Origin of the sequence: Rhodococcoides fascians A25f, from assembly GCF_000760935.2 — a bacterium.
In the GTDB taxonomy this organism is placed as follows: Bacteria; Actinomycetota; Actinomycetes; order Mycobacteriales; family Mycobacteriaceae; genus Rhodococcoides.
Genome location: NZ_CP049744.1, coordinates 3530729 through 3555002, shown reverse-complemented (window position 1 = coordinate 3555002; position 24274 = coordinate 3530729). Strand labels below are relative to the sequence as shown.

General features: G+C 64.7%; 25 protein-coding genes. 15 read left to right on the top strand and 10 right to left on the bottom strand.

The window, feature by feature from the left end; all coding sequences use genetic code 11:
* Positions 1 to 6 precede the first annotated feature (6 nt).
* The gene (gene ybaK, locus BH93_RS16745) at positions 7 to 498 is read right to left on the bottom strand and encodes a Cys-tRNA(Pro) deacylase (protein ID WP_037174165.1); all 492 of its coding nucleotides are present in this window, start codon (positions 496 to 498) and stop codon (positions 7 to 9) included.
* A 90-nt stretch (positions 499 to 588) separates the two neighbouring features.
* Between ybaK and BH93_RS16740 the strand changes: the two genes are divergently transcribed.
* Together BH93_RS16740 and rsrA are read left to right on the top strand one after the other, a co-directional pair.
* Positions 589 to 1371: a sigma-70 family RNA polymerase sigma factor gene (locus tag BH93_RS16740; protein WP_155290953.1), complete on the top strand. Its 783-nt coding sequence runs from the start codon at positions 589 to 591 to the stop codon at positions 1369 to 1371.
* A gap of 77 nt (positions 1372 to 1448) precedes the next feature.
* Positions 1449 to 1664, top strand: a complete 216-nt coding sequence (gene rsrA / locus BH93_RS16735) for a mycothiol system anti-sigma-R factor (protein WP_371832106.1) — start codon at positions 1449 to 1451, stop codon at positions 1662 to 1664.
* Between the two features lie 87 nt (positions 1665 to 1751).
* Here the strand turns inward: rsrA and BH93_RS28290 are convergent, their stop codons facing one another.
* Positions 1752 to 1826 (bottom strand): 50S ribosomal protein bL37, encoded by a 75-nt coding sequence (locus BH93_RS28290; protein WP_370878772.1) that lies wholly within the window; start codon positions 1824 to 1826, stop codon positions 1752 to 1754.
* Between the two features lie 119 nt (positions 1827 to 1945).
* Here BH93_RS28290 and BH93_RS16730 point away from each other — a divergent pair, with 119 nt between their 5' ends.
* Together BH93_RS16730 and BH93_RS16725 are read left to right on the top strand one after the other, a co-directional pair.
* Positions 1946 to 2161: a biotin/lipoyl-binding carrier protein gene (locus BH93_RS16730; RefSeq protein WP_008717734.1), complete on the top strand. Its 216-nt coding sequence runs from the start codon at positions 1946 to 1948 to the stop codon at positions 2159 to 2161.
* Between the two features lie 21 nt (positions 2162 to 2182).
* Positions 2183 to 3661 carry a sensor histidine kinase gene (locus BH93_RS16725; protein ID WP_037174163.1) on the top strand — a complete coding sequence of 493 codons (1479 nt, stop codon included), beginning with the start codon at positions 2183 to 2185 and terminating at the stop codon, positions 3659 to 3661.
* 108 nt (positions 3662 to 3769) lie between these two features.
* On the opposite strand, the gene BH93_RS16720 is transcribed toward BH93_RS16725, so the two are convergent.
* Positions 3770 to 4024 carry a WhiB family transcriptional regulator gene (locus BH93_RS16720; RefSeq protein WP_032366305.1) on the bottom strand — a complete coding sequence of 85 codons (255 nt, stop codon included), beginning with the start codon at positions 4022 to 4024 and terminating at the stop codon, positions 3770 to 3772.
* 266 nt (positions 4025 to 4290) lie between these two features.
* A complete protein-coding gene (locus BH93_RS16715) occupies positions 4291 to 5244 on the bottom strand; it encodes a diacylglycerol/lipid kinase family protein (protein ID WP_037174471.1) in 954 nt (317 codons plus the stop codon).
* A 128-nt stretch (positions 5245 to 5372) separates the two neighbouring features.
* On the opposite strand from BH93_RS16715, the gene BH93_RS16710 reads away from it, so the two are divergent.
* Positions 5373 to 5804 (top strand): hypothetical protein, encoded by a 432-nt coding sequence (locus BH93_RS16710; RefSeq protein ID WP_032376911.1) that lies wholly within the window; start codon positions 5373 to 5375, stop codon positions 5802 to 5804.
* A gap of 9 nt (positions 5805 to 5813) precedes the next feature.
* Here BH93_RS16710 and BH93_RS16705 read toward each other — a convergent pair whose 3' ends face one another.
* Positions 5814 to 6290 carry a GNAT family N-acetyltransferase gene (locus BH93_RS16705; protein WP_037174162.1) on the bottom strand — a complete coding sequence of 159 codons (477 nt, stop codon included), beginning with the start codon at positions 6288 to 6290 and terminating at the stop codon, positions 5814 to 5816.
* Positions 6287 to 6928, bottom strand: a complete 642-nt coding sequence (locus BH93_RS16700) for an acid phosphatase (protein WP_155290952.1) — start codon at positions 6926 to 6928, stop codon at positions 6287 to 6289. Before BH93_RS16700 ends, BH93_RS16705 begins: the two co-directional genes overlap by 4 nt.
* Positions 6929 to 7120: 192 nt before the next feature.
* On the opposite strand from BH93_RS16700, the gene BH93_RS16695 reads away from it, so the two are divergent.
* Positions 7121 to 8587 carry a DHA2 family efflux MFS transporter permease subunit gene (locus BH93_RS16695; protein ID WP_080739052.1) on the top strand — a complete coding sequence of 489 codons (1467 nt, stop codon included), beginning with the start codon at positions 7121 to 7123 and terminating at the stop codon, positions 8585 to 8587.
* 59 nt (positions 8588 to 8646) lie between these two features.
* A complete protein-coding gene (locus BH93_RS16690; protein WP_032376913.1) occupies positions 8647 to 9441 on the top strand; it encodes a ParA family protein in 795 nt (264 codons plus the stop codon).
* Positions 9442 to 9463: 22 nt separating this feature from the next.
* Here the strand turns inward: BH93_RS16690 and BH93_RS16685 are convergent, their stop codons facing one another.
* Both BH93_RS16685 and BH93_RS16680 read right to left on the bottom strand, forming a co-directional pair.
* On the bottom strand, positions 9464 to 10717 hold the full coding sequence (locus BH93_RS16685; protein WP_037174161.1) for an Rv3212 family protein: 1254 nt from the start codon (positions 10715 to 10717) through the stop codon (positions 9464 to 9466).
* A 9-nt stretch (positions 10718 to 10726) separates the two neighbouring features.
* Positions 10727 to 12388 (bottom strand): DEAD/DEAH box helicase, encoded by a 1662-nt coding sequence (locus BH93_RS16680; protein ID WP_032376915.1) that lies wholly within the window; start codon positions 12386 to 12388, stop codon positions 10727 to 10729.
* Between the two features lie 303 nt (positions 12389 to 12691).
* Here BH93_RS16680 and BH93_RS16675 point away from each other — a divergent pair, with 303 nt between their 5' ends.
* Together BH93_RS16675 and BH93_RS16670 are read left to right on the top strand one after the other, a co-directional pair.
* Positions 12692 to 13411: a ferritin-like fold-containing protein gene (locus BH93_RS16675; protein ID WP_037174159.1), complete on the top strand. Its 720-nt coding sequence runs from the start codon at positions 12692 to 12694 to the stop codon at positions 13409 to 13411.
* A gap of 108 nt (positions 13412 to 13519) precedes the next feature.
* Positions 13520 to 13747: a DUF3107 domain-containing protein gene (locus tag BH93_RS16670; protein ID WP_170944847.1), complete on the top strand. Its 228-nt coding sequence runs from the start codon at positions 13520 to 13522 to the stop codon at positions 13745 to 13747.
* A gap of 76 nt (positions 13748 to 13823) precedes the next feature.
* On the opposite strand, the gene BH93_RS16665 is transcribed toward BH93_RS16670, so the two are convergent.
* A complete protein-coding gene (locus BH93_RS16665) occupies positions 13824 to 14477 on the bottom strand; it encodes a TetR/AcrR family transcriptional regulator (RefSeq protein ID WP_032378141.1) in 654 nt (217 codons plus the stop codon).
* Positions 14478 to 14776: 299 nt separating this feature from the next.
* On the opposite strand from BH93_RS16665, the gene BH93_RS16660 reads away from it, so the two are divergent.
* From BH93_RS16660 to BH93_RS16650, 3 genes are all read left to right on the top strand, one after another.
* Positions 14777 to 15856, top strand: coding sequence for a DUF3152 domain-containing protein (locus BH93_RS16660; protein ID WP_037174156.1), 1080 nt, complete (start codon positions 14777 to 14779; stop codon positions 15854 to 15856).
* Between the two features lie 92 nt (positions 15857 to 15948).
* Entirely contained in the window at positions 15949 to 17115 is a 1167-nt protein-coding gene (moeZ, locus tag BH93_RS16655) for an adenylyltransferase/sulfurtransferase MoeZ (RefSeq protein ID WP_037174154.1), read from the top strand.
* 60 nt (positions 17116 to 17175) lie between these two features.
* Positions 17176 to 18030, top strand: a complete 855-nt coding sequence (locus BH93_RS16650) for a TIGR02569 family protein (RefSeq protein ID WP_032378142.1) — start codon at positions 17176 to 17178, stop codon at positions 18028 to 18030.
* Here the strand turns inward: BH93_RS16650 and BH93_RS16645 are convergent.
* Positions 18020 to 18709 carry a FadR/GntR family transcriptional regulator gene (locus BH93_RS16645; protein WP_032376920.1) on the bottom strand — a complete coding sequence of 230 codons (690 nt, stop codon included), beginning with the start codon at positions 18707 to 18709 and terminating at the stop codon, positions 18020 to 18022. The two genes, BH93_RS16650 and BH93_RS16645, sit on opposite strands and share 11 nt — an antisense overlap.
* A 54-nt stretch (positions 18710 to 18763) precedes the next feature.
* On the opposite strand from BH93_RS16645, the gene BH93_RS16640 reads away from it, so the two are divergent.
* The 3 genes from BH93_RS16640 to nirB all read left to right on the top strand — a co-directional run bounded on the left by BH93_RS16640 (position 18764) and on the right by nirB (position 24219).
* Positions 18764 to 20032 (top strand): MFS transporter, encoded by a 1269-nt coding sequence (locus BH93_RS16640; RefSeq protein WP_371832069.1) that lies wholly within the window; start codon positions 18764 to 18766, stop codon positions 20030 to 20032.
* Positions 20033 to 20258: 226 nt separating this feature from the next.
* Positions 20259 to 21662: a nitrate/nitrite transporter gene (locus BH93_RS16635; RefSeq protein ID WP_037174467.1), complete on the top strand. Its 1404-nt coding sequence runs from the start codon at positions 20259 to 20261 to the stop codon at positions 21660 to 21662.
* 61 nt (positions 21663 to 21723) lie between these two features.
* Entirely contained in the window at positions 21724 to 24219 is a 2496-nt protein-coding gene (nirB, locus tag BH93_RS16630; protein WP_037174153.1) for a nitrite reductase large subunit NirB, read from the top strand.
* Positions 24220 to 24274 lie beyond the last annotated feature (55 nt).

The window sequence follows — 24274 nt, the reverse complement described above, 5'->3', positions numbered from 1 at the left end:
TCGCGATCAGCGCGCGGCGATGGGAGCGGTTGTCGCGCGGGTGAGCCGGACGAGGTCGGCCGGGGCGAGTTCGATTTCCAGGCCACGGCGGCCTGCGCTGCACAGAATCGTCTCGAACTTCAGAGCGGAGTCGTCGATGGCTGTGGGGAGGGACTTGCGTTGGCCGAGAGGTGATATTCCACCGAAGACGTAGCCGGAGGAACGTTCGGCGGCAGCCCTGGCGGCCATTGCGATCTTTCTGGTGGCCAGGGCGGTCGCCGCGGCCTTGAGTGAGAGCATCGTCGTGACGGGGACGATCGCGACGGCGAGCGATCGGTCCGCACGTTCGACGATCAGGGTCTTGAAGACTTGTTCGGGTCGAACCCCGAGTCGGTCGACGAGTACCTGCGCCGCCTCCTCGCCGTAGGACTGCGCCTGCGGATCGTGGTCGTAGGAATGCACGGTGTGCGCCACCTTGCGTGCCGTGAGCAGCGCAAGAGCGGGGGTCGACGCAGCCATCCGCTGAACTCTAGTTCCAGCCCGGGAACATGGCGGTGCCGACCTGTGTTGTGTAACCACAGATACGGATGCAGGCGGAAGGAAAGACGAATGGCAGTGCTGACCGCGGGACGTCCCCTCGTGCTGAAGGGGGTGATCTCTTCGCAGAAGTCGACTTCGGGCGCGGTAGCCTGGGCGGTGGAAGCTATCGAAGGGATCAGCGTGACAGAAGCCAGCAATCCCGTCGCTGCAGTAGACGACGAGAAGGCGATCGCGGAGCAGAGGGCAGCCGAGACCGGAGTGCAGTTGACCGAGCGCTTCGAGCGCGACGCGCTGCCGATGCTCGATCAGCTCTACGGCGCGGCCTTGCGGATGACGCGCAACCCCGCCGACGCCGAGGACCTGGTTCAGGAGACGTTCGTGAAGGCCTACTCGGCTTTCCGGTCGTTTCGTGAGGGCACAAACCTGAAGGCCTGGCTGTACCGGATCCTCACCAACACCTACATCAACTCCTACCGCAAGAAGCAGCGTCAGCCCGCTCAGTACCCCACCGACGAGATCAGCGACTGGCAGCTCGCTGCGACCGCCGAGCACACGTCGACAGGACTGCGCTCCGCCGAGGTGGAGGCGCTGGACGCGTTGCCGGACGACGACATCAAAGCGGCGTTGCAGTCCCTTCCCGAAGAGTTTCGAATGGCCGTCTACTACGCCGATGTCGAGGGCTTTCCGTACAAGGAGATCGCCGAGATCATGGGAACGCCCATCGGAACGGTGATGTCGCGTCTGCATCGCGGACGCAAACAACTCCGAGGACTGCTGGCCGATGTGGCACGCGAGCGTGGATTCAACCGGGACGGCGCAGTCGACCGGCACGAGCAGGAGGTAGTCCAGTGACGGGCACCGGCAACACCGACGGAGACGAGCAGTTCGAGCGACTCGACTGCTCGGCAGTCATCGCGGACGTGTGGATCATGCTCGACAACGAGTGCGACGAGGCCAGCCGAACGCGCCTGCAGAAGCACATCGACGAGTGTGGGTCGTGCTTCGAGGCCTACGGAATCGAAGAGAAGGTCAAGCGGCTGATCTCACGCAAGTGTGGAGGGGACCAGGCACCGGCCGGTCTCCGTGAACGGCTGAGCATCGAGATCCGCCGGACCGTGCTCACTCGGCAGGTCGACTCCGAGTAGCCGAAGACGGGTCGAACGACGACCCACCGAACGACGAGGGGCCGAGAAGCATCTGCTTCTCGGCCCCTCGCGGCTTGTGGCAAACCGTCAGCTGTTCGGACGTTTGCCGTGGTTGGCCTTGTTGCCCTTACGAGCACGTTTCTTACGTCCACGCTTTCCCATGATGGGCTCCTCTCGTTTGTTCAGTACAGTCTCCCACGTGTGATTGGCTTACTGTGACGGGCCTGGTCTCCGGTGGGTGTCCAGCGCGGTTCGTGGTGACGTGAGAGAGGGGTTCGCCGATGTCCGAGGACGTTCGCGCGGAGATGGTGTCCACGGTGTTTCAGGTGGTCGTGGCTCGAGGTGACGCGGTCGAGGTGGGTGACACCCTGGTCATCCTGGAGTCGATGAAGATGGAAATTCCGGTGCTGGCCGAGACGGCAGGCACGGTCACGTCCGTGGATGTGGCCGTCGGCGACGTCATTCAACAGGGCGACCTCATCGCCGTCGTGTCCTGAGTCACGGCCGACCGATATCTCGTGTCGACCCTCAGTGACCTGTTGGCCGAGCACACCGACCTCCCGGGCGTTGCGGTCGACCACCTGCAACGTGTTGTGGGGGAGTGGCAGCTGTTGGCCGACCTCTCGTTCGCGGACGTGTTGTTGTGGGTCGGTACCGACGACGTGTCCATCGGAACCGCCGACGTGCTGTGTGTTGCCCAGTGTCGGCCGACCACTGCGCCGACGGTGTTCACACACGACATCGTGGGCACCACGATTTCCGAGTCCGAGCATCCGGATGTGATGGTCGCTCTGCAGCAACGTGAGATCGTCCAGGGCGGCGTCCTGACGCGAAGCGAGAGCATTCCGGTGCGCTGCGGCGAGCACGTGATCGCGGTGCTCACGCGTGACACCAACCCGGCTCAGCTTCGACCGCCCAGTGCGCTCGAGGTGGCCTACCGTGAATGCGCCGACGATCTGTGTCTGATGATCAGCGAAGGAACGTTTCCCACACCGGAGGAGCGCACCGACGTGAACTCGTCTCCCCGAGCAGGCGACGGCTTCATTCGCGTGGATACCGAGGGCCGGGTGGACTACGCGAGCCCCAACGCGCTGTCGGCCTACCACCGGATGGGACTGACGACGGAACTGTCCGGCCGAGATCTCGCGTCGGTCACTCGATCGCTGGTCACCGATCCGTTCGACTCACAAGAGGTTGCCGACCACATTCGGTCGTCCCTCAGTGGCAACGTGGGCCATCGAATGGAGGTCGATGCTCGCGGGGCCACCGTTCTCGTGCGCACCCTCGCGCTCCAGCCCCGTGGGCGGTCGGCAGGTGCTGCGGTGCTCGTCCGTGATGTCACCGAGGTGAAACGACGCGATCGCGCCCTGCTCAGCAAGGACGCGACCATCCGGGAGATCCATCATCGGGTGAAGAACAACCTGCAGACCGTCGCGGCCCTGCTCCGGCTGCAGTCCCGTCGCCTGGAGAACGAGGAAGCACGTACAGCGCTGGCGGAATCGGTCCGTCGGGTGACGTCCATTGCCGTGGTTCACGAAATGTTGTCGATGTCGGTGGACGAAGAGGTCGACCTCGACGAGATCGTCGACCGCTTGGTGCCGATAATGCTCGACATCGCGACAGTCAATCCTCGGGTCCGGGTGGCACGAGAAGGCAAGCTCGGAGTCTTCTCGGCAGAGCGTGCAACACCGCTGGTGATGGTGCTGACCGAATTGGTACAGAACGCGATGGAGCACGGTTTCGACGCCGGATCTGCCGGAGTGGTGAGAATCAGCGCCGATCGCTCCGCGAAATGGTTGGACGTCGTCATCCACGACGATGGGCGCGGGCTGCCCACCGGGTTCTCCCTCGAACGCTCGGACGGTCTCGGACTGCAGATCGTGCGCACTCTGGTCTCGGTCGAGTTGAACGGTTCGCTCGGCCTGCATCCGGCATCGGGTGGCGGAACCGACGCGATGCTGAGAGTCCCTCTGGGGCGTCGCGCACCGCGTGCCTGACGCCTCGTCGGTGAACATTGCGTTACGCGGTCGGTGGCCCGTGGCATGCAAAAGGCCCGGTATCCGCTTGCGCGGGTACCGGGCCCTCCGGGTTGCTGCGTGTGCGTCCTAGACGGAGCTGCGTGCGCGCGTACGTGCGTTGCGTCGCTTGAGTGCACGGCGCTCGTCTTCACTCATTGCGCCCCATACTCCTGCGTCCTGGCCGGATTCGAGTGCCCAGGACAGGCATTCAGCGGTGACGGGGCACCGAGTACAGACGACTTTGGCATCGGCGATCTGCGCGAGCGCCGGGCCACTGTTTCCCACCGGGAAAAATAGTTCCGGATCTTCATCGCGACAAATTGCCTTGTGGCGCCAGTCCATCCTCTGCTCCTTACCGGGCGCCGAAGCGCCGTTTCGTTTCTCTTCTGTTCACGAGTGGGTAACCAATGTTTCCGCACTGTTGCTTGTGAATGCTTTCACGAACTCAGGTGAAGTCAAGGGATACGCGCGTGACCGTGGTCAAGCTCACTCTGTTAGGCTCGCTTTAGCCTTCTGCGCTCCTTTGTACCCTGAGCTGCCGGATTTCGCTCGTTTTTTCGCAGGAAACTGCCCTCCTGGCATCCCTGTGCACGAGGAACGACCGCGTATCACCTGGTCGGAGCGACAACTTCCAGCGCATCGGGAGTGGCGAAGAACTCGGCTTCGGTACGTTCGCCCAAGTAGTCCCCATCCATTTGCAACCCCACCGGCTCGGTGGAAGAAATGCGGACACTGGGAACGTCGTCGATTCGAATCAGCTTGCGCGACTTGGGTTCTGCGCCCTTGGCCAACAACTGTCGCGACACCCGAAGCGTAGGGAACAGGGCAGTCGAACGCATCCCGAACACACCGAGACCCGAATCGAAACCCGTGCCGGGATTGGTGTGCACAGGCCGCTCGTTCAGATAGGTCCACGGACTCGAATTCGACACGAACGCGTAGTGCACACCTTCGAAGGGCTCCTGCCCGGGAACCTCCACCGTCAACCGCGCCGGCCGACGCTTGTGCTTGAAGAATTCCTGTACAGCCGACCGCAGATACCGCGTCGCGGACACCGGCTTGCCGTCCTTGCGTCCGGCGTCGATCGCCCGGCACACATCGGCATCCAGACCCATACCCGCATTGAACGTGAACCAGCGATTGTCACAATGACCCAACCCGATCGTTCGCCGAGCTCGCGCATCGAGCAGGCCGATCAACTGATTGGTCGCCGCCACCGGATCTGCCGCGATGCCGAGTGATCGCGCGAACACGTTTGCACTGCCGCCGGGAACGACGGCGATCGGCGGAATGGCACCGATCGTCACCGCCTGCATCGACGTCGGTAACGGCACCCCGAGCAAACCGTTGATCACCTCGTTGACCGTCCCGTCACCACCGTGAACGATCACCAGACCCATGCCGTCCTCACGGGCACTGCGCGCGAGTTCCGACGCATGGTCACGATGAGTCGTCTGCGCAACAGTGACTCGAACACGACTCGACAACGCATGGGCCAGCAGATCCCGAGCCGCAGCCGTCGTAGAAGTCGCATTGGGGTTGACGATCAACAGCGCACGCACGAGATCCAACACTATCGGGGCGGTTCCGCAGGCTCCACTTGCCCAGTTCCTGGGTCGTTCCGCAGGCCCCACTCCCGCCTCGAGTGGGTCGTTCCGCAGGCTCCACTCCCGGGTCCTAGGCTGGTCGCGTGCCCACCTCAACACCCGAGAACATCGGTCCGCCGGCCACCTTCCGATCCGCCGGGGTCCTCGTCGCAGCACAGGGCGCGGCCTCGTTGATTGCCGCGTTCGTTCTACTCGTTCGGGCGGTCTCCGGCGAAGGAGACAACGCGGTCGCCAATGGCTACGGCACCGCCGGGTGGTTCGGAGTCCTCGGTGTCGGAGTCGGGGCTGCGGGCGTCGCACTCATCCTCGGCAAACGCTGGGGCAGGGCCATTGCCACCGTTGTGCAGCTGCTCCTGCTGCCCGTCGTCTGGTCGCTGTTGACCGGGTCGCACCAGACCGTCTACGGCGTCGTTCTCGGCATCGTGGTGATCGGAGTGCTCGTTCTGCTGTTCAGCCCGCCCTCGTCGCGGTGGATGGCAGCCGAATACAGCGACGTCGACGACGAGCTCGGCTGAACCGAACCGTCACCGCGCCGTCGCGGCCAACTCGGCCAACGCGTCCTCGGTCAACCGGAACGTGGTCCACTCGTCCTGCGGCTGCGCACCCAACGATCGGTAGAAGCCGATCGACGGGGTGTTCCAGTCCAGAACCGACCAGGTCAACCGCGTGTAGTCGTGGGCGACGCACTCGGCGGCCAACGCGGCGAGCAATCCTCTTCCGAAGCCTCCTCCTCGCGCAGCGGGCTGCACGTAGAGGTCCTCGAGATAAATACCGTTGACGCCGTCCCACGTGGAGAAGTTCAGGAACCAGAGTGCGCACCCCACCACCGCCCCCTCCTGCTCGGCGACGTGCGCGAACACCGACGGCTGGGCACCGAACAGCGCACGACGAAGGTGCTCGTCTCGAACGGTGCACAGTGACGACGACTTCTCGTACGCAGCGAGCTCGTGGACCAAACCGGTGATGGCGGGAACATCGGCCTCGGTGGCGCGGCGGATCATCGGCGGTCTTCCTTTCGAGCGGACGCTGCGGTCAGAATCGAGGGATGCACGTTGTGCGCGACGAGCTGGCGGAACGAATGCTCGAACCCGAGTAGCGAGTACGCGGCAGGCGAGAGCGCGAACCGTTTGCCCTCGGTGATCGGAGCCTCGGTCCAGCCGGCGATGAGCGCGCGGGAGAAGTGGCCGTGACCGACCAACACGACGTCACGGTCGGTGAGCAGCGGTAGGACGACCGAGAGCACCAGCTCCACCCGCACCGCGATGTCACCGATCGACTCACCACCGGGGCACGGGTGCGTCCACACGGTCCAGTGCGGAACCGTCTCGTGGATCTGCGTCGACGTGATGCCCTCGTAGTCTCCATAGTCCCACTCCGACAACGCATCCCACGTTCGGTCGATCTTCAGGCCCGCCAGTTCCGCGGTTCTACGGGCGCGCTCCCGCGGACTCGAGATCACCAGCGGATCGCGCAACTTCAACAGCTGCAACAGTGAGCCGGCGTCGACAGCCTGTTGCTCGCCGACGCTCGTGAGAGGGACGTCGGTACTTCCGGTGTGTTTGCCGGCCAGGGCCCATTCGGTCTCCCCGTGCCGTAGGAGGACAACTCTGCCGGCCTCGACGCCGCCGTGTGTGGTCATGGAGACGATCATGCCTGCAACCGCGATGTGGCCTTCGTCATAGTCGCCCCGGATATGTGTCCGAAAATTCCATTGAGCACAGACCTACCGGCCGGTTACCCTCACTTGAATCTTCGCCGCCGTGCGCCTCGGCTCCGAGCCCTTCGCGGCCTCGGAACGCCTCGTAGCTTTCGATCACCGATCTGGAGAACCATGACCGACCTGACCAAGCCCGCGGCGACCGACGCACCGGCGAAGCTCGACGGAGCGCTGTTGAAAATTGCCGGCGTCGTGGTACTCGGCGCGATCATGTCCATCCTCGACGTCACCGTCGTCAGCGTCGCGCTCCGGACATTCACCGACGTGTTCGACACGACATACGCCAACGCCGCGTGGACGATGACGGGCTACACGCTCGCGCTGGCAACCGTCATACCCCTGACCGGGTGGGCCGCCGACCGTTTCGGAACCAAACGGCTCTACATCACCGCGCTCGTGCTGTTCGTGCTCGGTTCGGTGCTGTGCAGCTTCGCCTGGGACATCACCTCGCTCATCGTGTTCCGAGTGTTGCAAGGGCTCGGGGGCGGCATGCTGATGCCGCTGGGCATGACGATCATGACCCGCGCTGCCGGTCCCGAGCGCATCGGCCGAGTGATGGCCGTGCTGGGTGTTCCCATGCTCATCGGGCCCATCGCAGGCCCCATTCTGGGCGGCTGGCTGATCGAGGCAGCGAGCTGGCACTGGATCTTCCTGATCAACCTGCCGATCGGCATCGTTGCGCTTGTTGCCGCTGTGGCCATCTTCCCCAAGGACAACCCGACTCCGTCCGAATCCTTCGACTTCCGCGGCATGCTGATGCTCTCGCCCGGTCTGGCACTGTTTCTCTACGGCGCGTCCTCGGTCGTCGAAACCGAAACCGTCCTTGCCGTGAAGGTGCTGGCGCCGGTTCTCGTCGGCCTGGTGTTGATCGTCCTGTTCGTCTTCCACGCGCTCCGTGTGGAGCACCCGCTGATCGACTTGCGACTGTTCAAGAACCGATCGCTGTCCGTAGCCGTCATCACCACGACGCTGTTCATGGTGGCCTTCATGGGCGCGGGCCTGCTGTTCCCCAGTTACTTCCTGTTGCGCGGCGAATCGACTCTGTCGGCTGGGCTCCTGCTCGCCCCGCAGGGTATCGGCGCGATGATCGCGATGCCGATCGCGGGGGTGATCGCCGACAAGACCGGCCCCGGCAGAATCGTGCTCGTGGGCATGGTGCTCATCACCGCGGGTATGGCGGTGTTCACGCAGGTGGGCACCAGCACGTCCTACACGCTGCTGATCGGTGCCCTGTTCGTGATGGGCCTCGGCCTCGGATCGACGATGATGCCGATCATGACGGCGGCCCTGCAGACACTGACCGACGAAACCGTCGCTCGCGGCTCCACTTTGATGAACATCGTTCAGCAGGCCGCCGGCTCGATCGGTACCGCCCTGATGTCGGTGGTGCTGACAGCTCAGCAGAAGCCCGCACTGACCGCTACCAACCAGGCCGATGCGTTCGACATCTCGGCCAGAGCCTTCGGTACCACCTTCATGGTTGCCTTGGTTCTCATTGTCGCCACGTTCGTTCCCGCGTTCTTCCTGCCCCGAACCAAGCACGTGAGCGAGGGGGCGGCGGCACCGATCGTCCTGCACTGACGCGGCCGAGAGGTGCCGAACTCTCGCTCATCCGCAGAATGTAAGCAAGGATCAAAGCCGTGACGACAATTCTTGCGGTAGCGAATCAGAAGGGCGGCGTGGCCAAGACCACCACGGTGGCCTCGCTCGCAGCAGCGCTGCACGCGCTCGACCGACGCGTCCTGGTGGTCGACCTCGACCCGCAGGGTTGCCTGACGTTCTCTCTGGGGCACAACCCCGACAAGCTCGATTCCTCCGTGCACGAGGTTTTGACCGGGGACGCCAAGGTGGAGGACGTGCTGATCGAAACGGCGGAAGGAATCGTCCTGTTGCCGGCCACGATCGATCTCGCCGGTGCCGAAGCTCTCCTGCTGATGCGGGCGGGTCGCGAATTCGCACTCAAGCGCGCGCTCGCTCCCATACTCGACGACTTCGATGTCGTCGTCATCGATTGCCCGCCGTCACTGGGGGTACTGACCCTCAACGGGCTCACCGCCGCGCAGTCGGTGTTGGTACCTCTGCAGTGCGAAACCCTCGCCCATCGGGGAGTGGGGCAGCTCTTGCGAACGGTGTCCGAGGTGCAGCAGATCACCAACCCCGACCTGACGCTGCTCGGTGCGCTCCCCACCTTGTTCGATGCTCGAACCACCCACAGCAGGGACGTGCTCGGCGATGTCTCCGATCGATATTCGCTCCCGGTCCTCGCGCCGCCGATCCCGCGGACCGTTCGCTTCGCCGAGGCCAGCGCATCGGGCGCGACGGTACTGTCGGGGCGAAAGAACAAGGGCGCGCAGGCGTATCGAGAACTTGCCGAGAACCTGCTGGCGCACTGGAACGACGGAGCCGAGCTGAAGACTTACGATCCGGCTGTGTAGAACCGGGCGAACGACGGCCTGATCAGCCCAGAGCGACCACGTCGTCACCGCGCTGCTCGACGATCACATCGCCGATGACCGACGTCTGCACCGGGCCGATGTAGTCGCCTCGGTCCACGGGTATCTCGTCGATCGACACGCCGGTGGTGAGATCGACCACCGCAATACCGTCGGGCACGGGGACGAGAAGCCGGCCGGCCATGACGGCTCCGCTTCCGAGGGCTCCGGGGATGGACCACACGGGGGACAGGCCGGTGGAATCGAGCGCCTGCACCCCGGCACCGGTGAACCAGGTGAACACCGAGCCTGCCTTCGTCGCAGGCGAATTCGGTGAGTCCTGCTCGGGGGACAGGGTGGAAGCGAGGTCGAATTCGGATATCCGCGAAGCCGTGTTGTCGTAGAGTCCGATCCGATCGGGCGCGCCGTTCTCGGCTGGAATGTACAGCGCGACAACGCTTCCGGTGACGGCAATGACGCGTCCGGCCGTAGGGGAGTCGGGCCCGGGAACGAGTTCGGGCACCACCGTCGACCCGTACTCTTCGGGTTCACTCGCGTCCTTGGGAGCAGGGTTGATCAGAGACAAGCGCGCAGCAGCCTCGCCCGGGCACTGCTCCAGCACGGCCGTCCGCGAGTTCGTCGACGCCGAGGACAGCAGGGTGCACCCGGTTCTCGGCTGACTACCAGGATTGACCGGAGCATCCACTCGACCGTACTCGAGGGTGCGCACCATGTCCGATCGCCACAACTCCATGCGGGTGTTGCCCCTCGACGTCACATAAGTGCCGTCGGACGACAGGCGAACCGCATCGTCGGCGTCGGACGTGCGTTGTGCCTTGCGCTGCCCGGTGGATCCGTCGAGTTCGGTCACCTGGGAGCAACCGCGATCGTCGCGGTAGACCGCGACTGCCGTGTTCCATGCTGCGACCACCGAGCACAGCGGGAGATCGCGTGTGTAGGACCAGGACTGCTCGCCCGACCGCGGATCACGGCCGACGACGGAGCCACCATCGGCGGTCACCACCGTGGATCCGGCGACGACGGGAGCCGGGGTACGCGCGGGATCCGTTGCTGCGCTCGGCGCACGCCACAGTTCGGTGAGAGCTGTGGGCACCGACGCTGCCGGCTCGGGCTGAGGCAGCGGCTCCGCGGCGGAAATCGACGTGGTGCCGCGGGCATCGCCGGTCAACCAGGCGATGCTCGCGGCCACGACCACCACAACTGCGATGACGGCGGCGACGACGAGGTCGGTTCTCGTCCGACGTTCTGGAGCCAGCACGACGGGAGACTACTCCGAAGCGCTCGCAGTCGACGGTCCGGCATCGGCCGAGGATCCACTGGAGCGACGGCGCCTGCGGCGGCGCGGGGCAGTCTTCGTGGCCGTGTCGGCGGACGCCGTGTCGGTCGTATCCGACTGTTCGCCAACCGAAGTCGCGGCAGATGGGGAATCGTTCGACGCCGCGGCGGAGCCTGCGGTGTCGCCGCCCTGCCCTGCACGAGTGCGACGGCGACTGCGCGAGCGGCGGGGCTTGGTCGCTGCCGACGACGCGTCCGCGGCCGGCGCTGCCGCGTCGGTCTCGCCGTCTTCCTCCGCCTTCTCCGGGGCGCGCGAGGGTGCCTTGCGCACAGTGCCGGTGGCGTCCGTGGCGATACCGAGGTCGGTGAACAGGTGCGGCGAGCTCGAATAGGTCTCGACCGGATCCGGCATACCGAGATCGAGCGCCTTGTCGATCAGCTGCCAGCGGGGGATGTCGTCCCAGTCGACCAGGGTGACGGCGATGCCGGTGCGTCCGGCACGGCCGGTGCGACCGATGCGGTGCACATAGGTCTTCTCGTCCTCGGGGCACTGGTAGTTGATGACATGGGTGACGTCGTCGATGTCGATACCGCGTGCTGCGACATCGGTGGCCACCAGGACGTCGATCTTTCCGGTGCGGAACGCCTTGAGAGCCTTCTCGCGTTGGACCTGACCGAGGTCACCGTGCACGGCACCGACCGAGTAGCCACGCTCGGACAGCTCGTCGGCGACCTTCTGAGCCGTGCGCTTGGTGCGAGTGAACACCATCGTCGCGCCGCGGCCCTCGGCCTTGAGGACTTTGGCCACCATCTCGACCTTGTCGAGTGCGTGCGCCCGGTACACGTGCTGGGCGGTGCGGTCGTGGACGGCGGAGGACTCCGCTTCCTCGGCCCGGATGTGCGTCGGCTGCGTCAGGAAGGTGCGCGCCAGCGTGATGATCGGGCCGGGCATCGTGGCAGAGAACAGCATCGTTTGACGCTTGTCGGGCACCATGCCGAGGATGCGTTCGATGTCGGGAAGGAACCCGAGGTCGAGCATCTCGTCGGCTTCGTCGAGAACGAGCACGCCGACCTTGCCCAGAATCAGGTGGTTCTGCTTGGCGAGGTCGAGCAGACGGCCGGGAGTTCCGACGACGACGTCGACCCCGTTCTGCAGCGCGCTGATCTGAGCCTCGTACGGGCGGCCACCGTAGATGGAGAGCACCTTGACGGGTCCGTTGGCACCGCTGAGGTACTTGGAGGCGTTCTCGAGATCGGAGCTGACCTGGACGCACAGTTCACGGGTCGGCACGATGATCAGGGCACGCGGAGTGCCGTCGAGCGGAGTGGTGCCGGAGTTGTCCGTGGCGAGCCGGTGCAGAAGTGGAACACCGAAGCCGAACGTCTTGCCCATGCCGGTACGTGCCTGACCGATGAGGTCGTCACCCGCGATGGCGAGCGGCAGCGTCAGCTCCTGGATAGCGAAGGTGCGCTCGATTCCCATCTCGGAGAGAGCGCGAACGATGGCCGCGTCGACGTTCAGTTCCGCGAACGTGGGAGGTACGTGGGTGTCGTCCAGTTGCGCCGACAACGTCGTGTCGCCGGTCTCGGATTCTTGGTCGATGACTATCTTGCTCAGGGGACTGGCCTTCCTCGTGTTCGAACGCGCGCACAAGGAAGGGCACAGGCCTATTGCCGGCCGAAGTCGATGCCCTCAATCCGATGTGATGTCGCCGTCAGCCTCAGCGCGGCCACGGACTGCGATGTCCGCTGCGGCGAAGCTGTCGAGGCGACCCGGATCAGGTGCGCGCACATTATCGATGACCATCACGTGTTCTTCGGTCCGTTCCATCGGTCCGCGAGCGACGATCGAGCACCATGGTAGCTTGCCGAGCCCAATTCACCATCGTCGGCCGGTCACGGCAGGTACGACGCGCGCCGCGGCGGGGCGTCGCGCACGGGACTACGATTGCCACCCATGGGAGCCCACTCGCCGGAGTCGTCGTCGTCCATAGATGCATCCACCACGCTCGTCGAGCCGGCCGAGCCGGCCATCGCGCACGATCACCCGGGAGTTCCGGACTTGTTCGCGGTACTCGCCTACGGCGAGATCTCGGCCTTCTATCGGCTGGCCGAAGATGCGCGTATGGCGCCATCGATGGAGGGGCGCGTGGCCCTGGCCAGCATGGCGGCGGCGGAGATGAGTCACTTCGAGACGCTGGAGCGAGCGTTGTCCGTTCGGGGTCTCGACGTCTATGCCTCGATGGCTCCGTTCGTGCGTGCCCTGGACGAATACCACGCATCGACCACTCCGTCGACGTGGTTGGAGTCCCTGGTCAAGGCCTACGTGGGCGACGGGATCGCAGCGGACTTCTACCGGCAGATCGCGCACAGCCTCGATTCCGACGTCGCGGAGATCGTGCGAGACGTGCTGGCCGAGACCGGGCATTCGGAGTTCGTCGTCCACGAAGTATCCGAGCGGGTTCGGGCGAGCTCGCAGGACAAGGCGCGGCTGATGCTGTGGGGTCGCCGCCTGCTCGGCGAGGCCATCACCCAGGCGCAGTTCGTGCTCGCGCAACGAGAGTCGCTGACCGATCTCGTCATCACCGCCTCGGGCGACCTCAACGGAGTGGTCGCACTGTTCGATCGGATGCAGGAACAGCACTCGGAGCGGATGTCCTCGCTCGGCCTGGACTGACCCGTGCGAGGCCGGTGTTCGCTGACAGCACAGGGCGTCGGGCGTCTGGGTCGACCCCGCTGCACTAGCCTGGCGTGAGCAGAGTTGTCGAGAGTTCGGAGGTTGACCGTGGAGGTCAAGATCGGTGTTTCGGAGAGTTCCCGTGAGCTCGTCGTGAACAGCACGCAGTCCCCGGCCGAGGTCGAAGCGCTCGTGTCGACCGCCTTCGCCGGTAAGGATGGAGTGCTGTCGTTGGAGGACGAGAAGGGACGCAAGTTCTTGATCCAGGCCGCCAAGGTGTCGTACGTCGAGATCGGTCCGTCCGATGCTCGGAAGGTCGGATTCGCGACCTCCTGATACGGCCGGGAAACGCACCACACGCCCCTCACTCGACTACGAGTGAGGGGCGTGTGGCGTTGACGGGAAGAGGTTCCTACGGGGCTTGCAGCGGAACGTGCGACAGACCGCCCCAGGCCAGCGACACGGTGGTGTCCACCGCGTCTTCCTTGGATATGGGCCGGTCGGCTTCCAGCCAGTATCGGGCGGTGAACTGGCTCGCTCCGACCAGACCGACGGCGAGCACGCGGGCCCGGTACGGGTCGAGTCCCGAGTCGTGCGCGACCAGATCGAACACGGCGTCGACGCACGCTTCGGTCGCCTGCTCGACGCGCGAGTTGACCTGGGGATCGCCCATCAGATCGGACTCGAAAACCAGGCGGAAGCCCTGAGTGTCGGTGTCGACGAAATCGTAGAACGCCAGTACCGCGGCGCGTACGCGCTGTCGGTTGTCGGTGGTCGAGCGAAGGGCCTGGCGAACGCCTGCGATCAACGTGTCGACGTAGCTCTGCAGCACCGCCAGATACAGCTCGAGCTTCCCGGGGAAGTGCTGGTAGAGGACCGGCTTGCTGACACCTGCGCATTCGGCGATCTCGTCCATTCCGGACGCGTGATAGCCGCGGGTCACGAATATTTCGCTCGCAGCGGCGAGCAGCTGCGCCCGACGGGCATCGCGTGGCAGCCGTGCGCTGCGTCGATTGCCGGTGGTGGCCGGCCGGTCCGAGGACCTCCGGTCGTCGAGATCTGTCATCAATTCCGTTCCCATCCGCGTCGACAACTGCGCTCGTCTTGGTTCGACAGCGAGCGATCCGTCGTGAACTTCCGGCGGGTGGCCATCGGTTCGGATCACTCGTAGCGCAGATCACGGGCAACGATACTCGTGGCGTCCGGCACGGTCGGGATCCTGGGGGACCAGGATCGAATTGCTCGAACCCGGATCACGTCGAACGGTTTGTTTGTACGATGTTTCCGTACCGAGAACCCGATAGTTCCGGTCTCGTTGTCGGCGTGCCGAGCAGCGGGCGGTGAGGATTGTGAGATCGTGATCGAGTGACTGACCGAGGCGGGCCGCGTATCCGCGGTGGTGTGCAGTCGGGCGGCGTCGACGACGAGTACGACGATCGGTCGGACGATTTTCCACGCACGGTGGGTAGCCGCGGTTCTCACCAACCATTGCGCGCGCAGTGGGATCCGACGCAGCGCGAGGTCAAGCAACGCAATCGTCGACCCGACCGAGACGTCCGCAAGCAGAGCAAGATCGGAAAGTTCGCCTCGACGTACGGCTGGCGGGCATACGCGGTTCCAGTTCTGATCGTGGTCACTGCGCTCGTGGTATTCGACGCCGTGCGCACCGGCGACCCGGTCACCGGCACCGCGGCGCAGTCCACCAATGCCGATCCCGGTTTCGGCGCTCTGAGCTCCGATACGACCTCGGGCACCGGAATCATCGGTGTACCGCCACAGGCTGACGGTAATTTCGCGTCGTCGATCTCCTCGGGTGAACTGCCGGATGGGGGCCCCTTCGCGGTCCAGGGTGCCGGCACGTGGCACACCGTGGCCGGTTCCACCGAGCAGGTGGGCCAAGGGACCGAGCGGGTGTTCACGTACACGGTCGAGGTGGAGGACGGTGTCGACACGGTCGGATTCGGCGGCGACGAGTCGTTCGGCCGCCTGGTGGACCAGACACTCGCCAATCCCAAGAGCTGGACGAACGACCCGCGTTTCGCGTTTCGGCGAATCGACCAGGGTGACCCCGACTTCAGGATCTCGCTGACGTCGCAGATGTCCATCCGGCAGGCGTGTGGGTACGACATTCAACTCGAAGTCTCCTGCTACAACCCGGGCATCGAGCGAGTCGTCCTGAACGAGCCGAGATGGGTTCGCGGGGCGATCTCGTTCCAAGGAGACATCGGCTCGTACCGCCAGTATCAGATCAACCACGAGGTGGGCCATGCAATCGGCTACCAGCAGCACCAGCCGTGCGAGGCCGACGGCGGCCTGGCACCGGTGATGATGCAACAGACGTTCGGCACGTCCAACGACGACATTGCGCGACTGGATCCGGAGGGGGTAGTCCCCATGGACGGCAAGACATGTCGATTCAATCCGTGGCCGTACCCGCGCGCGTGACCGGCTGGGTTTCGGACTAGCTGGGGATTAGATTCGAACGTGGCGATCGGGGTCACCGGCCGCCGTGTCGAGTCGAGGAGCGTCGCTGCATCGTGGTCCACCTACCTCCGCTGGTCGAACCCGCGGGCGAACTGACGCCCGAGGACGTAGCGCGATACAGCCGTCATCTGATCATTCCCAGCGTGGGAACGGACGGTCAGAAACGCCTCCGCAACGCCCGTGTACTCGTCGTCGGTGCCGGGGGGTTGGGTTCACCTGCACTGCTCTATCTCGCAGCCGCAGGTGTCGGGACTCTGGGAATCGTGGAATTCGACGATGTCGAACTGTCCAATCTGCAACGGCAGATCATCCACGGTCGGTCCGATGTGGGCCGGGCGAAAGCCGACAGTGCCAGAGATTCGATTCTCGAACTCAACGACGGCGTCGAGGTGACGTTGCACAAGGTCCGACTGGATTCCTCGAACGCGCTCGAACTCTTCGGACACTACGATCTCGTTCTCGACGGCACCGACAATTTTGCCACCCGGTACCTCGTCAACGATGCAGCTGCCCTGGTCGGCATTCCGTACGTGTGGGGTTCGATCTATCGATTCGAGGGCCAGGTTTCGGTGTTCTGGGATGCAGCACCCGGGGGAGTGGGCATCAACTATCGCGACCTGTACCCCGAGGCTCCGCCGCCGGGAATGGTTCCGTCGTGCGCCGAAGGTGGCGTGCTGGGAGTTCTGTGCGCTTCGATCGGTTCGGTCATGGTGACCGAGGCCATCAAGTTGATCACCGGCATCGGCGAGACGCTGTTGGGCAGATTGATGATCTACGACGCACTGGCGATGAGCTATCGAACGGTGCGGTTGACCCGCGATCCGCATCGGACCCCGATCACCGAGTTGATCGACTACGAGGCATTCTGTGGAGTTGTTCCGGCCGTCGAATCCGTCGGCGAGGAAGTTACCCCGGTTCAGCTACGGGCAATGATGGAGTCCGGGCGCGAGGTTGCTCTGATCGACGTGCGTGAACCGGTCGAGTGGGACATCGTTCGCATCGACGGCGCACGCCTGATTCCCAAGGATCGAATCCTCTCCGGTGCGGCCATGGCCGAGCTGCCGCAGCACGTGCCGATCGTGCTGTACTGCAAAACCGGCATCAGGTCCGCGGAAGTGCTCAGCGCGGTCGTCGGTGCCGGTTTTGCCGACGCGTCCCATCTGCAGGGCGGAATAGTGGAGTGGGCCAAGCAAATAGACCCTGGTTTGCCCATCTACTGAAGCGGTGCGTGTGTGCGCGTCGTCCGCAGTGACGCACCGATCGGCGGTAGCGTGGCGGGCGTGAGCTCTGTCGAACCCCCTCAGCACGTGATCTCCACGTTCGGGCTGCGTGATGTCGAGCCGGCACCCCTCGGAGCGGACTGGGACGGTGGGTGGCGTCTGGGTGACGTCGTGCTGTCTCCGGTGGCCGACCACGCCCGCGCGGCCTGGTCGGCGAAGGTACGCGAGACGTTGACGGTGGACGGAGTTCGACTCGCTCGCCCGGTGCGCTCCACCGACGGTCGGTATGTGGTGTCGGGCTGGCGCGCAGACACGTTCGTGGCCGGCGAACCCGAGCCCCGGCACGACGAGGTGGTCTCGTTGTCGTTGCGTCTGCACTCGGCGACGGCGCAACTGGAGCGTCCGCGATTCTTGGTTCAGCCGCCCGTTGCACCGTGGGCGGATGTGGACGTGTTCGTCGCAGCCGACAGAGCGGCGTGGGAGGCCGTCCCACTCCGGTCGGCGCGCGGAGCAGGCGCACCCGAGCCGTCCTCCAATGACGGCAAGAGCAGTCTCGAGTTGGTCAAACAGCTTGCGACACTGCGTAAACCCGTCGAGTCACCGGATCAACTGGTACACGGCGACCTGTTCGGAACGGTGCTGTTCTCGGGCAGTGACGCACCCGGAATCAGCGACATCACGCCGTACTGGCGTCCGGCACCATGGGCCGCCGGAGTAGCGGTGGTGGACGCCCTGTCCTGGGGTGACGCCGACGACGGTCTGGTGGGTCGCTGGGACGATCTACCCGAGTGGCCACAGATGTTGCTGCGCGCGTTGATGTTTCGTCTCGCTGTTCACGCGCTCCATCCGCGTTCGACGTCCGAGGCCTTTCCGGGTCTCGCACGAACAGCGGACCTGGTGCGTCTCATTCTGTAGATTCCGTTGCGCGAGCGAGTGGTTCGGACAGTTCGTGGAACAGTGATCGAGCTGCATCCGACGCACGATCTGCGTCTCCGTCGATGACGGCATGGACGAGTGCGGTGTGCTCGGCAACGTAGTCGTCGTCGTGTTCGATGGCATGGTGGCGCATGGCGTCGTGGATCACCGGCAGCAGTGAGTCGTAGAACTCCAGATAGATCGCGTTATGACTGGCTGCGACGATGGCGCGGTGCAGGCGCGCGTCGATCCGGACGGCGTCCGCCAGTGGGGTCTCGTTCGACCACGCCGCGTTGCGATCCTTCAGCGCGCCCAGCATGACTCGGATGTCCTCGTCGTCGCGTCGGTCGGCGGCGAGCGCAGCTGCAGTGACCTCCAGGGTCTGGCGGAGTTCGGTGACGTCGCGGTGCCGGGCGTCCGAGAAGTACTTACCCAGGGTGCCGCCGAGGTCGGAGCAGGTCATGACGAAGGTGCCCGACCCCTGTCTGCGCTCGACCATGCCGGCGTGCACAAGAGCTTGGACCGCTTCGCGAACGGTGTTGCGACCGGTCCCGGTGATTTCGCACAGTTCCGGCTCGGTGGGGATGCGGGTGCCCACCGGCCATCTCTGCGACGTGATCTCGTCACGCAACTGTGCGGTGACCTGGGTTATCAGGCTCGATCGCTGGACCTGCCGCACGTGGGCTCCTCGGACTGTGAACGTTTCGCCGTCGATAGTAATGCTTTGCACCCGATGATCCGGTCATCCTATGATTACGCGGTGAGTGCGCCTACCGTTCCCGATACCCGCCTCCGCAGTACCTCGCTCGTGCGCGGTCGAATTCTCGTCTTCTCGGCGATCGTGCTGTCTGCGCTGACACTGCGCGCCGCCGTGACCTCGATCAGCCCGCTGTTCGGCAGGATCGGCACCGACCTTCAGTTCGGCTCCACGGTGATCGGCCTCGTCGGTATGTTGCCGCCGGCGATGTTCGCCGTGTTCGGTCTGGCGACGCCGTTTCTCGCCAAGCGCACCGGCCTCGAGCGAGCTGCGTTGCTCGCCATGACGCTCACCACCATCGGTATGGCCACTCGGGCGTTCGCACCGAACACCGCGTCGTTGCTCGCGTTGTCCGCAATAGCCCTCGCAGGCATGGGTATCGGAAACGTCGTCATCCCGCCGTTGGTCAAGCGGTACTTCTCCGACCGCCTGGCGGTGGTGAGCACCATCTACATCTGTGCCTTGCAGGTCAGCACCATGATCCCGCCTCTACTGGCCGTTCCCGTCGCCGACGCCCACGGTTGGCGCGTGTCCCTCGGTGTCTGGGCCGTCGTCGGAGTGGCCGCCGCCGTGCCGTGGCTCGGTGTGGTGGTGGCCCGTCGCGGCCATGACGAGAGGGATGTCTCGGCCGAGGCCGGATCCTCGGCGGTGCACGCGCCGCCGAACGGCCGAATTCATCGATCGTCGCTGGCGTGGGGAATGGTGATGATGTTCGCGATGACGTCGCTGATCACCTACGCGATGCTGACGTGGCTGCCGACGCTTCTGATCGACGCAGGCATCGGCGAGGCGCTGGCCGGCGCGTCGGTTGCCGCGTTCGGTGCAATGGGATTGATCACCTCGCTGGCCGCTCCCACTCTCTGTGCGCGCGTGAAGAATCCGTACGGCATCGTGGTTGTCGCGGCCGCGTGCTACCTCGGTGGCTTCGCAGGACTGCACTGGTCTCCGGCTGGCGGAACCGTGGTGTGGGTGTGCCTCGTCGGGCTCGGCACCATGACCTTCCCGATGTCGCTGACGCTGATCAACCTCAGGACGCGCACCCCGGTCGGATCGTCCTCGCTGTCGGGGTTCACCCAGGGGCTGGGTTACGTGGTGTCCTCGACCGGTCCGATCCTGTTCGGTCAGCTGCACACGCTGTCCGGTGGATGGGGACTGCCGCTCGTGCTGCTGACCGGGTGCGTAGCGGTGCTGCTGGTCGGAGGATTCCTGTGCTGTCGACCGAGGATGCTCGAAGACACCTGGTGACGTTCGGTGAACGTTGACGCTTCAGCTCACGTCGGTGCTCGACGGCGCGTGAGACCAAGTTAATCAACGAGTCATCGCGCGCAGCGCCGCGGCAACATGGCTTTCCTATGTTCGGTTCACACACCGATCAGGAGGCCACAACGTGACCAGCCTTTCTCGCAGCGCTTCGGCAGACGCCGGCTCAGCCACCACGACGACGGTTCCGCCCGGAACGGTTCCCGTTTCCGTGAACCATCACATTGCGCACTGGAATTCCGAGGACGTCGAGGCCTGGGAGGCCGGTGGCAAGCAGATCGCCAAGCGAAATCTGATCTGGTCGGTCGTCGCCGAGCACGTCGGGTTCTCGATCTGGTCGATCTGGTCGGTGATGGTGCTGTTCATGCCGCTATCCGTCTACGGCATCGATGCGGCCGGCAAGTTCTTCCTCGTGGCCGTGCCCACTCTCGTCGGCGCAATCCTTCGGATCCCGTACACCTTCGCCACGGCCAAGTTCGGTGGGCGGAACTGGACCATCTTCAGCGCCTTGGTGCTTCTGATCCCGACCGTACTGACGATGTACTTCATGCTGAACCCGGCGTCGTACACCACGTACATCATCGTGGCGGCGTTCGCCGGATTGGGCGGTGGCAACTTCGCATCCTCCATGACGAACATCAATGCGTTCTATCCCCAGCGCGAAAAGGGTTGGGCGCTCGGTCTCAATGCAGGCGGCGGCAACATCGGCGTGCCCGTCATCCAGCTCATCGGGTTGCTCGTCATCGCCACCATCGGCAACACCGCGCCCGAGATCGTCTGCGCGGTATATCTCGTGTTCATCGCGATCGCCGCCGTCGGTGCAGCGCTGTACATGGACAATCTCGACAATCAGAAGACCAATGGCCGCTCCATGATCGACGTGCTGAAGTTCTCCGATGCGTGGTGGATCGCCTTCCTCTACATCGGTACCTTCGGCTCGTTCATCGGCTTCAGTTTCGCGTTCGGCCAGGTGCTGCAGATCAACTTCCTCGCCGGACTCACCGACGGGGCCCCGGCAACCCCCGCGCTGCAGGCGCAGGCTTCGCTGCAGGCTGCTCAGATCGCGTTCCTCGGTCCATTGCTGGGATCGCTGTCGCGGCCTTTCGGAGGCAAGCTCGCAGACAAGATCGGCGGCGGCAAGATCACCCTGTACACGTTCGTGGCCATGACCTTCTCCACCGGAATTCTGGTAGCGGCCAGTACCTGGGACGACTCGACGCCCGGAGCGGCCAGCGGCACGGTCATGGTGCTCTTCGTCATCGGATTCATTGCACTCTTCTTGCTCTCGGGTCTGGGCAACGGATCGGTCTACAAGATGATCCCCGCGATCTTCGCCGCGAAATCGGTTCAGCTTCAGGGCATGACGGTCGACGAGCAGCAGCACTGGTCGCGCAAGATGTCCGGCGCTCTGATCGGTATCGCCGGTGCGATCGGCGCGCTCGGCGGTGTCGGAATCAATCTGGTTCTGCGAGCGTCGTACTCGGGCACTGCGAAGTCCGCGACCACCGCGTTCTGGGTGTTCCTCGGCTTCTACATCGTGTGCGCGATCGTCACCTGGGCGATCTACCTGCGCAAGACCAGCTCTGCCGATGCCGACGCTTCGGTAGCCGTCTGACGCTCTCTGGCTGGACGAACGAAAAGCTCTGCACGACAACGCAAATTCGGAAGGACCCGCAATGAAGAACGCGGTAGTGGTAGGTCACGGAATGGTCGGGCACCGGTTCGTCGAAGCGTTGCGTGCGCGCGACGAGGCAGCCGAGTGGAAGGTCACGGTCCTCTGCGAGGAAGCGTTGCCGGCGTACGACCGAGTGGGCCTGTCGTCCTACGTCGGTGGCTGGGACCACAAGGAACTTGCGCTGGCGGGTAACGACTACCCCGGTGACCTTTTCGTCGAGATGCGCACCGGCGTGCGTGCCGATCGCATCGACCGTGATCACCGGACCGTCGAGACCTCCGCGGGCGACACGGTGGAGTACGACGCGCTCGTGCTCGCCACCGGGTCCTATCCGTTCGTGCCGCCGATCCCCGGACACGATCTACCTGGCTGCTTCGTCTACCGGACCCTCGACGACCTGGACAAGATCCGTGCCCGGGCGGACGCAGCCGGCCCCGGTGCCGTGGGGGTCGTCGTCGGCGGAGGTCTACTCGGCCTCGAAGCGGCGAACGCGCTGCAGAAGATGGGCATGACCCCGCACGTCATCGAGTTCGCTCCACGATTGATGCCGCTGCAGGTCGACGAGGGCGGAGGCTTGCTGTTGGCTCGTCTCGTCACCGAACTCGGGCTGAACGTCCATGTAGGAGTCGGTACATCGTCGATCTCCGAGAACGACAGCGCCGGCCTGACGGTCGAGCTGAGCGACGGCAGCACGATCGACGCCGCTCTGTTGGTGTTCTCCGCCGGTGTGCGTCCCCAGGATCGGCTGGCCCGCGAGAGTGGCCTCGAGGTCGGCGAGCGCGGCGGCATCATGGTCGACATCGGTTGCACTACCTCCGATCCCGCCGTGTTCGCGATCGGCGAGTGTGCCGCAGTCGAGGGCCGATGCTACGGCCTGGTCGCTCCGGGATACTCGACGGCAGAGGTGGTGGCCGACCGATTGCTCGGCGGCGCAGCGAAATTCCCCGGTGCCGACATGTCCACCAAACTCAAGCTCATGGGCGTCGATGTCGCGAGCTTCGGCGACGCGATGGCGGCTACTCCGGGTGCTCTCGAGGTGGTGTTCAGCGATGCACCCAAGGGAACATACGCCAAGCTCGTCGTGACCGACGACGCGAAGACCCTCCTCGGCGGCATCCTCGTCGGCGACGCCTCCGCGTACTCGCTGCTGCGTCCGCTCGTCGGACGAGAACTTCCCGGCGACCCCGGAGCCCTGATCTCACCGGCAGCCGAACAGGTCGGTATCGGTGCGCTGCCCGACGACGCCGAGATCTGCTCCTGCAACGGCGTGAGCAAGGGGGCCATCTGCTCGGCCATCGCCGACGGAGCGTGCGATCTGGCGGCCGTGAAGAGTTGCACCACCGCGGGCACCACCTGCGGAGGCTGTCTGCCGTCCATCAAGTCGTTGCTGGCCGCATCCGGGGTGGTGCTCTCGAAGTCTTTGTGCGAGCACTTCTCTCAATCCAGGGCCGAGCTGTTCGAGATCGTTCGGGCAACGAACACACGCACCTTCTCGTCGCTGATCGCCAAGTACGGCAGCGGAACCGGTTGCGACATCTGCAAACCCGTCGTCGCGTCGATCCTCGCATCGACGTCCTCCGATCACATTCTGGAAGGCGAGCAGGCCTCGCTGCAGGACACCAACGATCACTTCCTGGCCAATATCCAGAAGAACGGCACGTACTCGGTGGTGCCGCGGATGCCCGGTGGTGAATGCACGCCCGAGCAGCTGATCGTCATCGGCGAGGTCGCTCGCGATTTCGGGCTCTACACCAAGGTGACGGGCGGACAGCGCATCGATATGTTCGGTGCCCGCGTCGAGCAGTTGCCTGCTATCTGGAAGCGCCTCGTCGACGCAGGCATGGAATCGGGCCAGGCATACGGGAAGTCGCTGCGCACGGTCAAGAGCTGCGTCGGCTCCAGTTGGTGCCGCTACGGTGTCCAGGATTCGGTGGGGATGGCCGTCGACCTGGAGAACCGCTATCGAGGGCTGAGGTCCCCGCACAAGATCAAGTTCGGGGTATCGGGCTGTGCGCGTGAATGCGCCGAGGCTCGTGGAAAGGACGTCGGAATCATCGCTACCGAGGGCGGTTGGAACCTGTACGTCGGCGGAAACGGCGGCCAGTCACCCAAGCACGCTCAATTGCTGGCCTCGAATCTGGACGACACCACGTTGGTCAGCTACATCGATCGGTACCTCATGTTCTACGTGCGCACCGCAGACCGACTGCAGCGCACCGCGCCGTGGCTCGAGTCGCTCGACGGGGGACTCGATCATCTCAAAGCCGTCGTGTGCGACGACAGCCTCGGTATCGGCGCAGAACTCGAAGCCGACATGGAGCGCCACGTCGCCGGCTACAAGGACGAATGGGCGGGCGTGCTCGAAGACGACGAGAAGCTCGGTCGTTTCGTCTCGTTCGTCAACGCACCGGCCGAGGCCGATCCCACCATTGCGTTCGACGACTCCGGAGCACGCAAGATCCCCGTGCTGATGGGAATGCCGCGCGTCGGTGCCTAGGACCGACCCCGGCCTGACATACGCCAGGTCACGAAACTGAGTGCATGTGCACAGG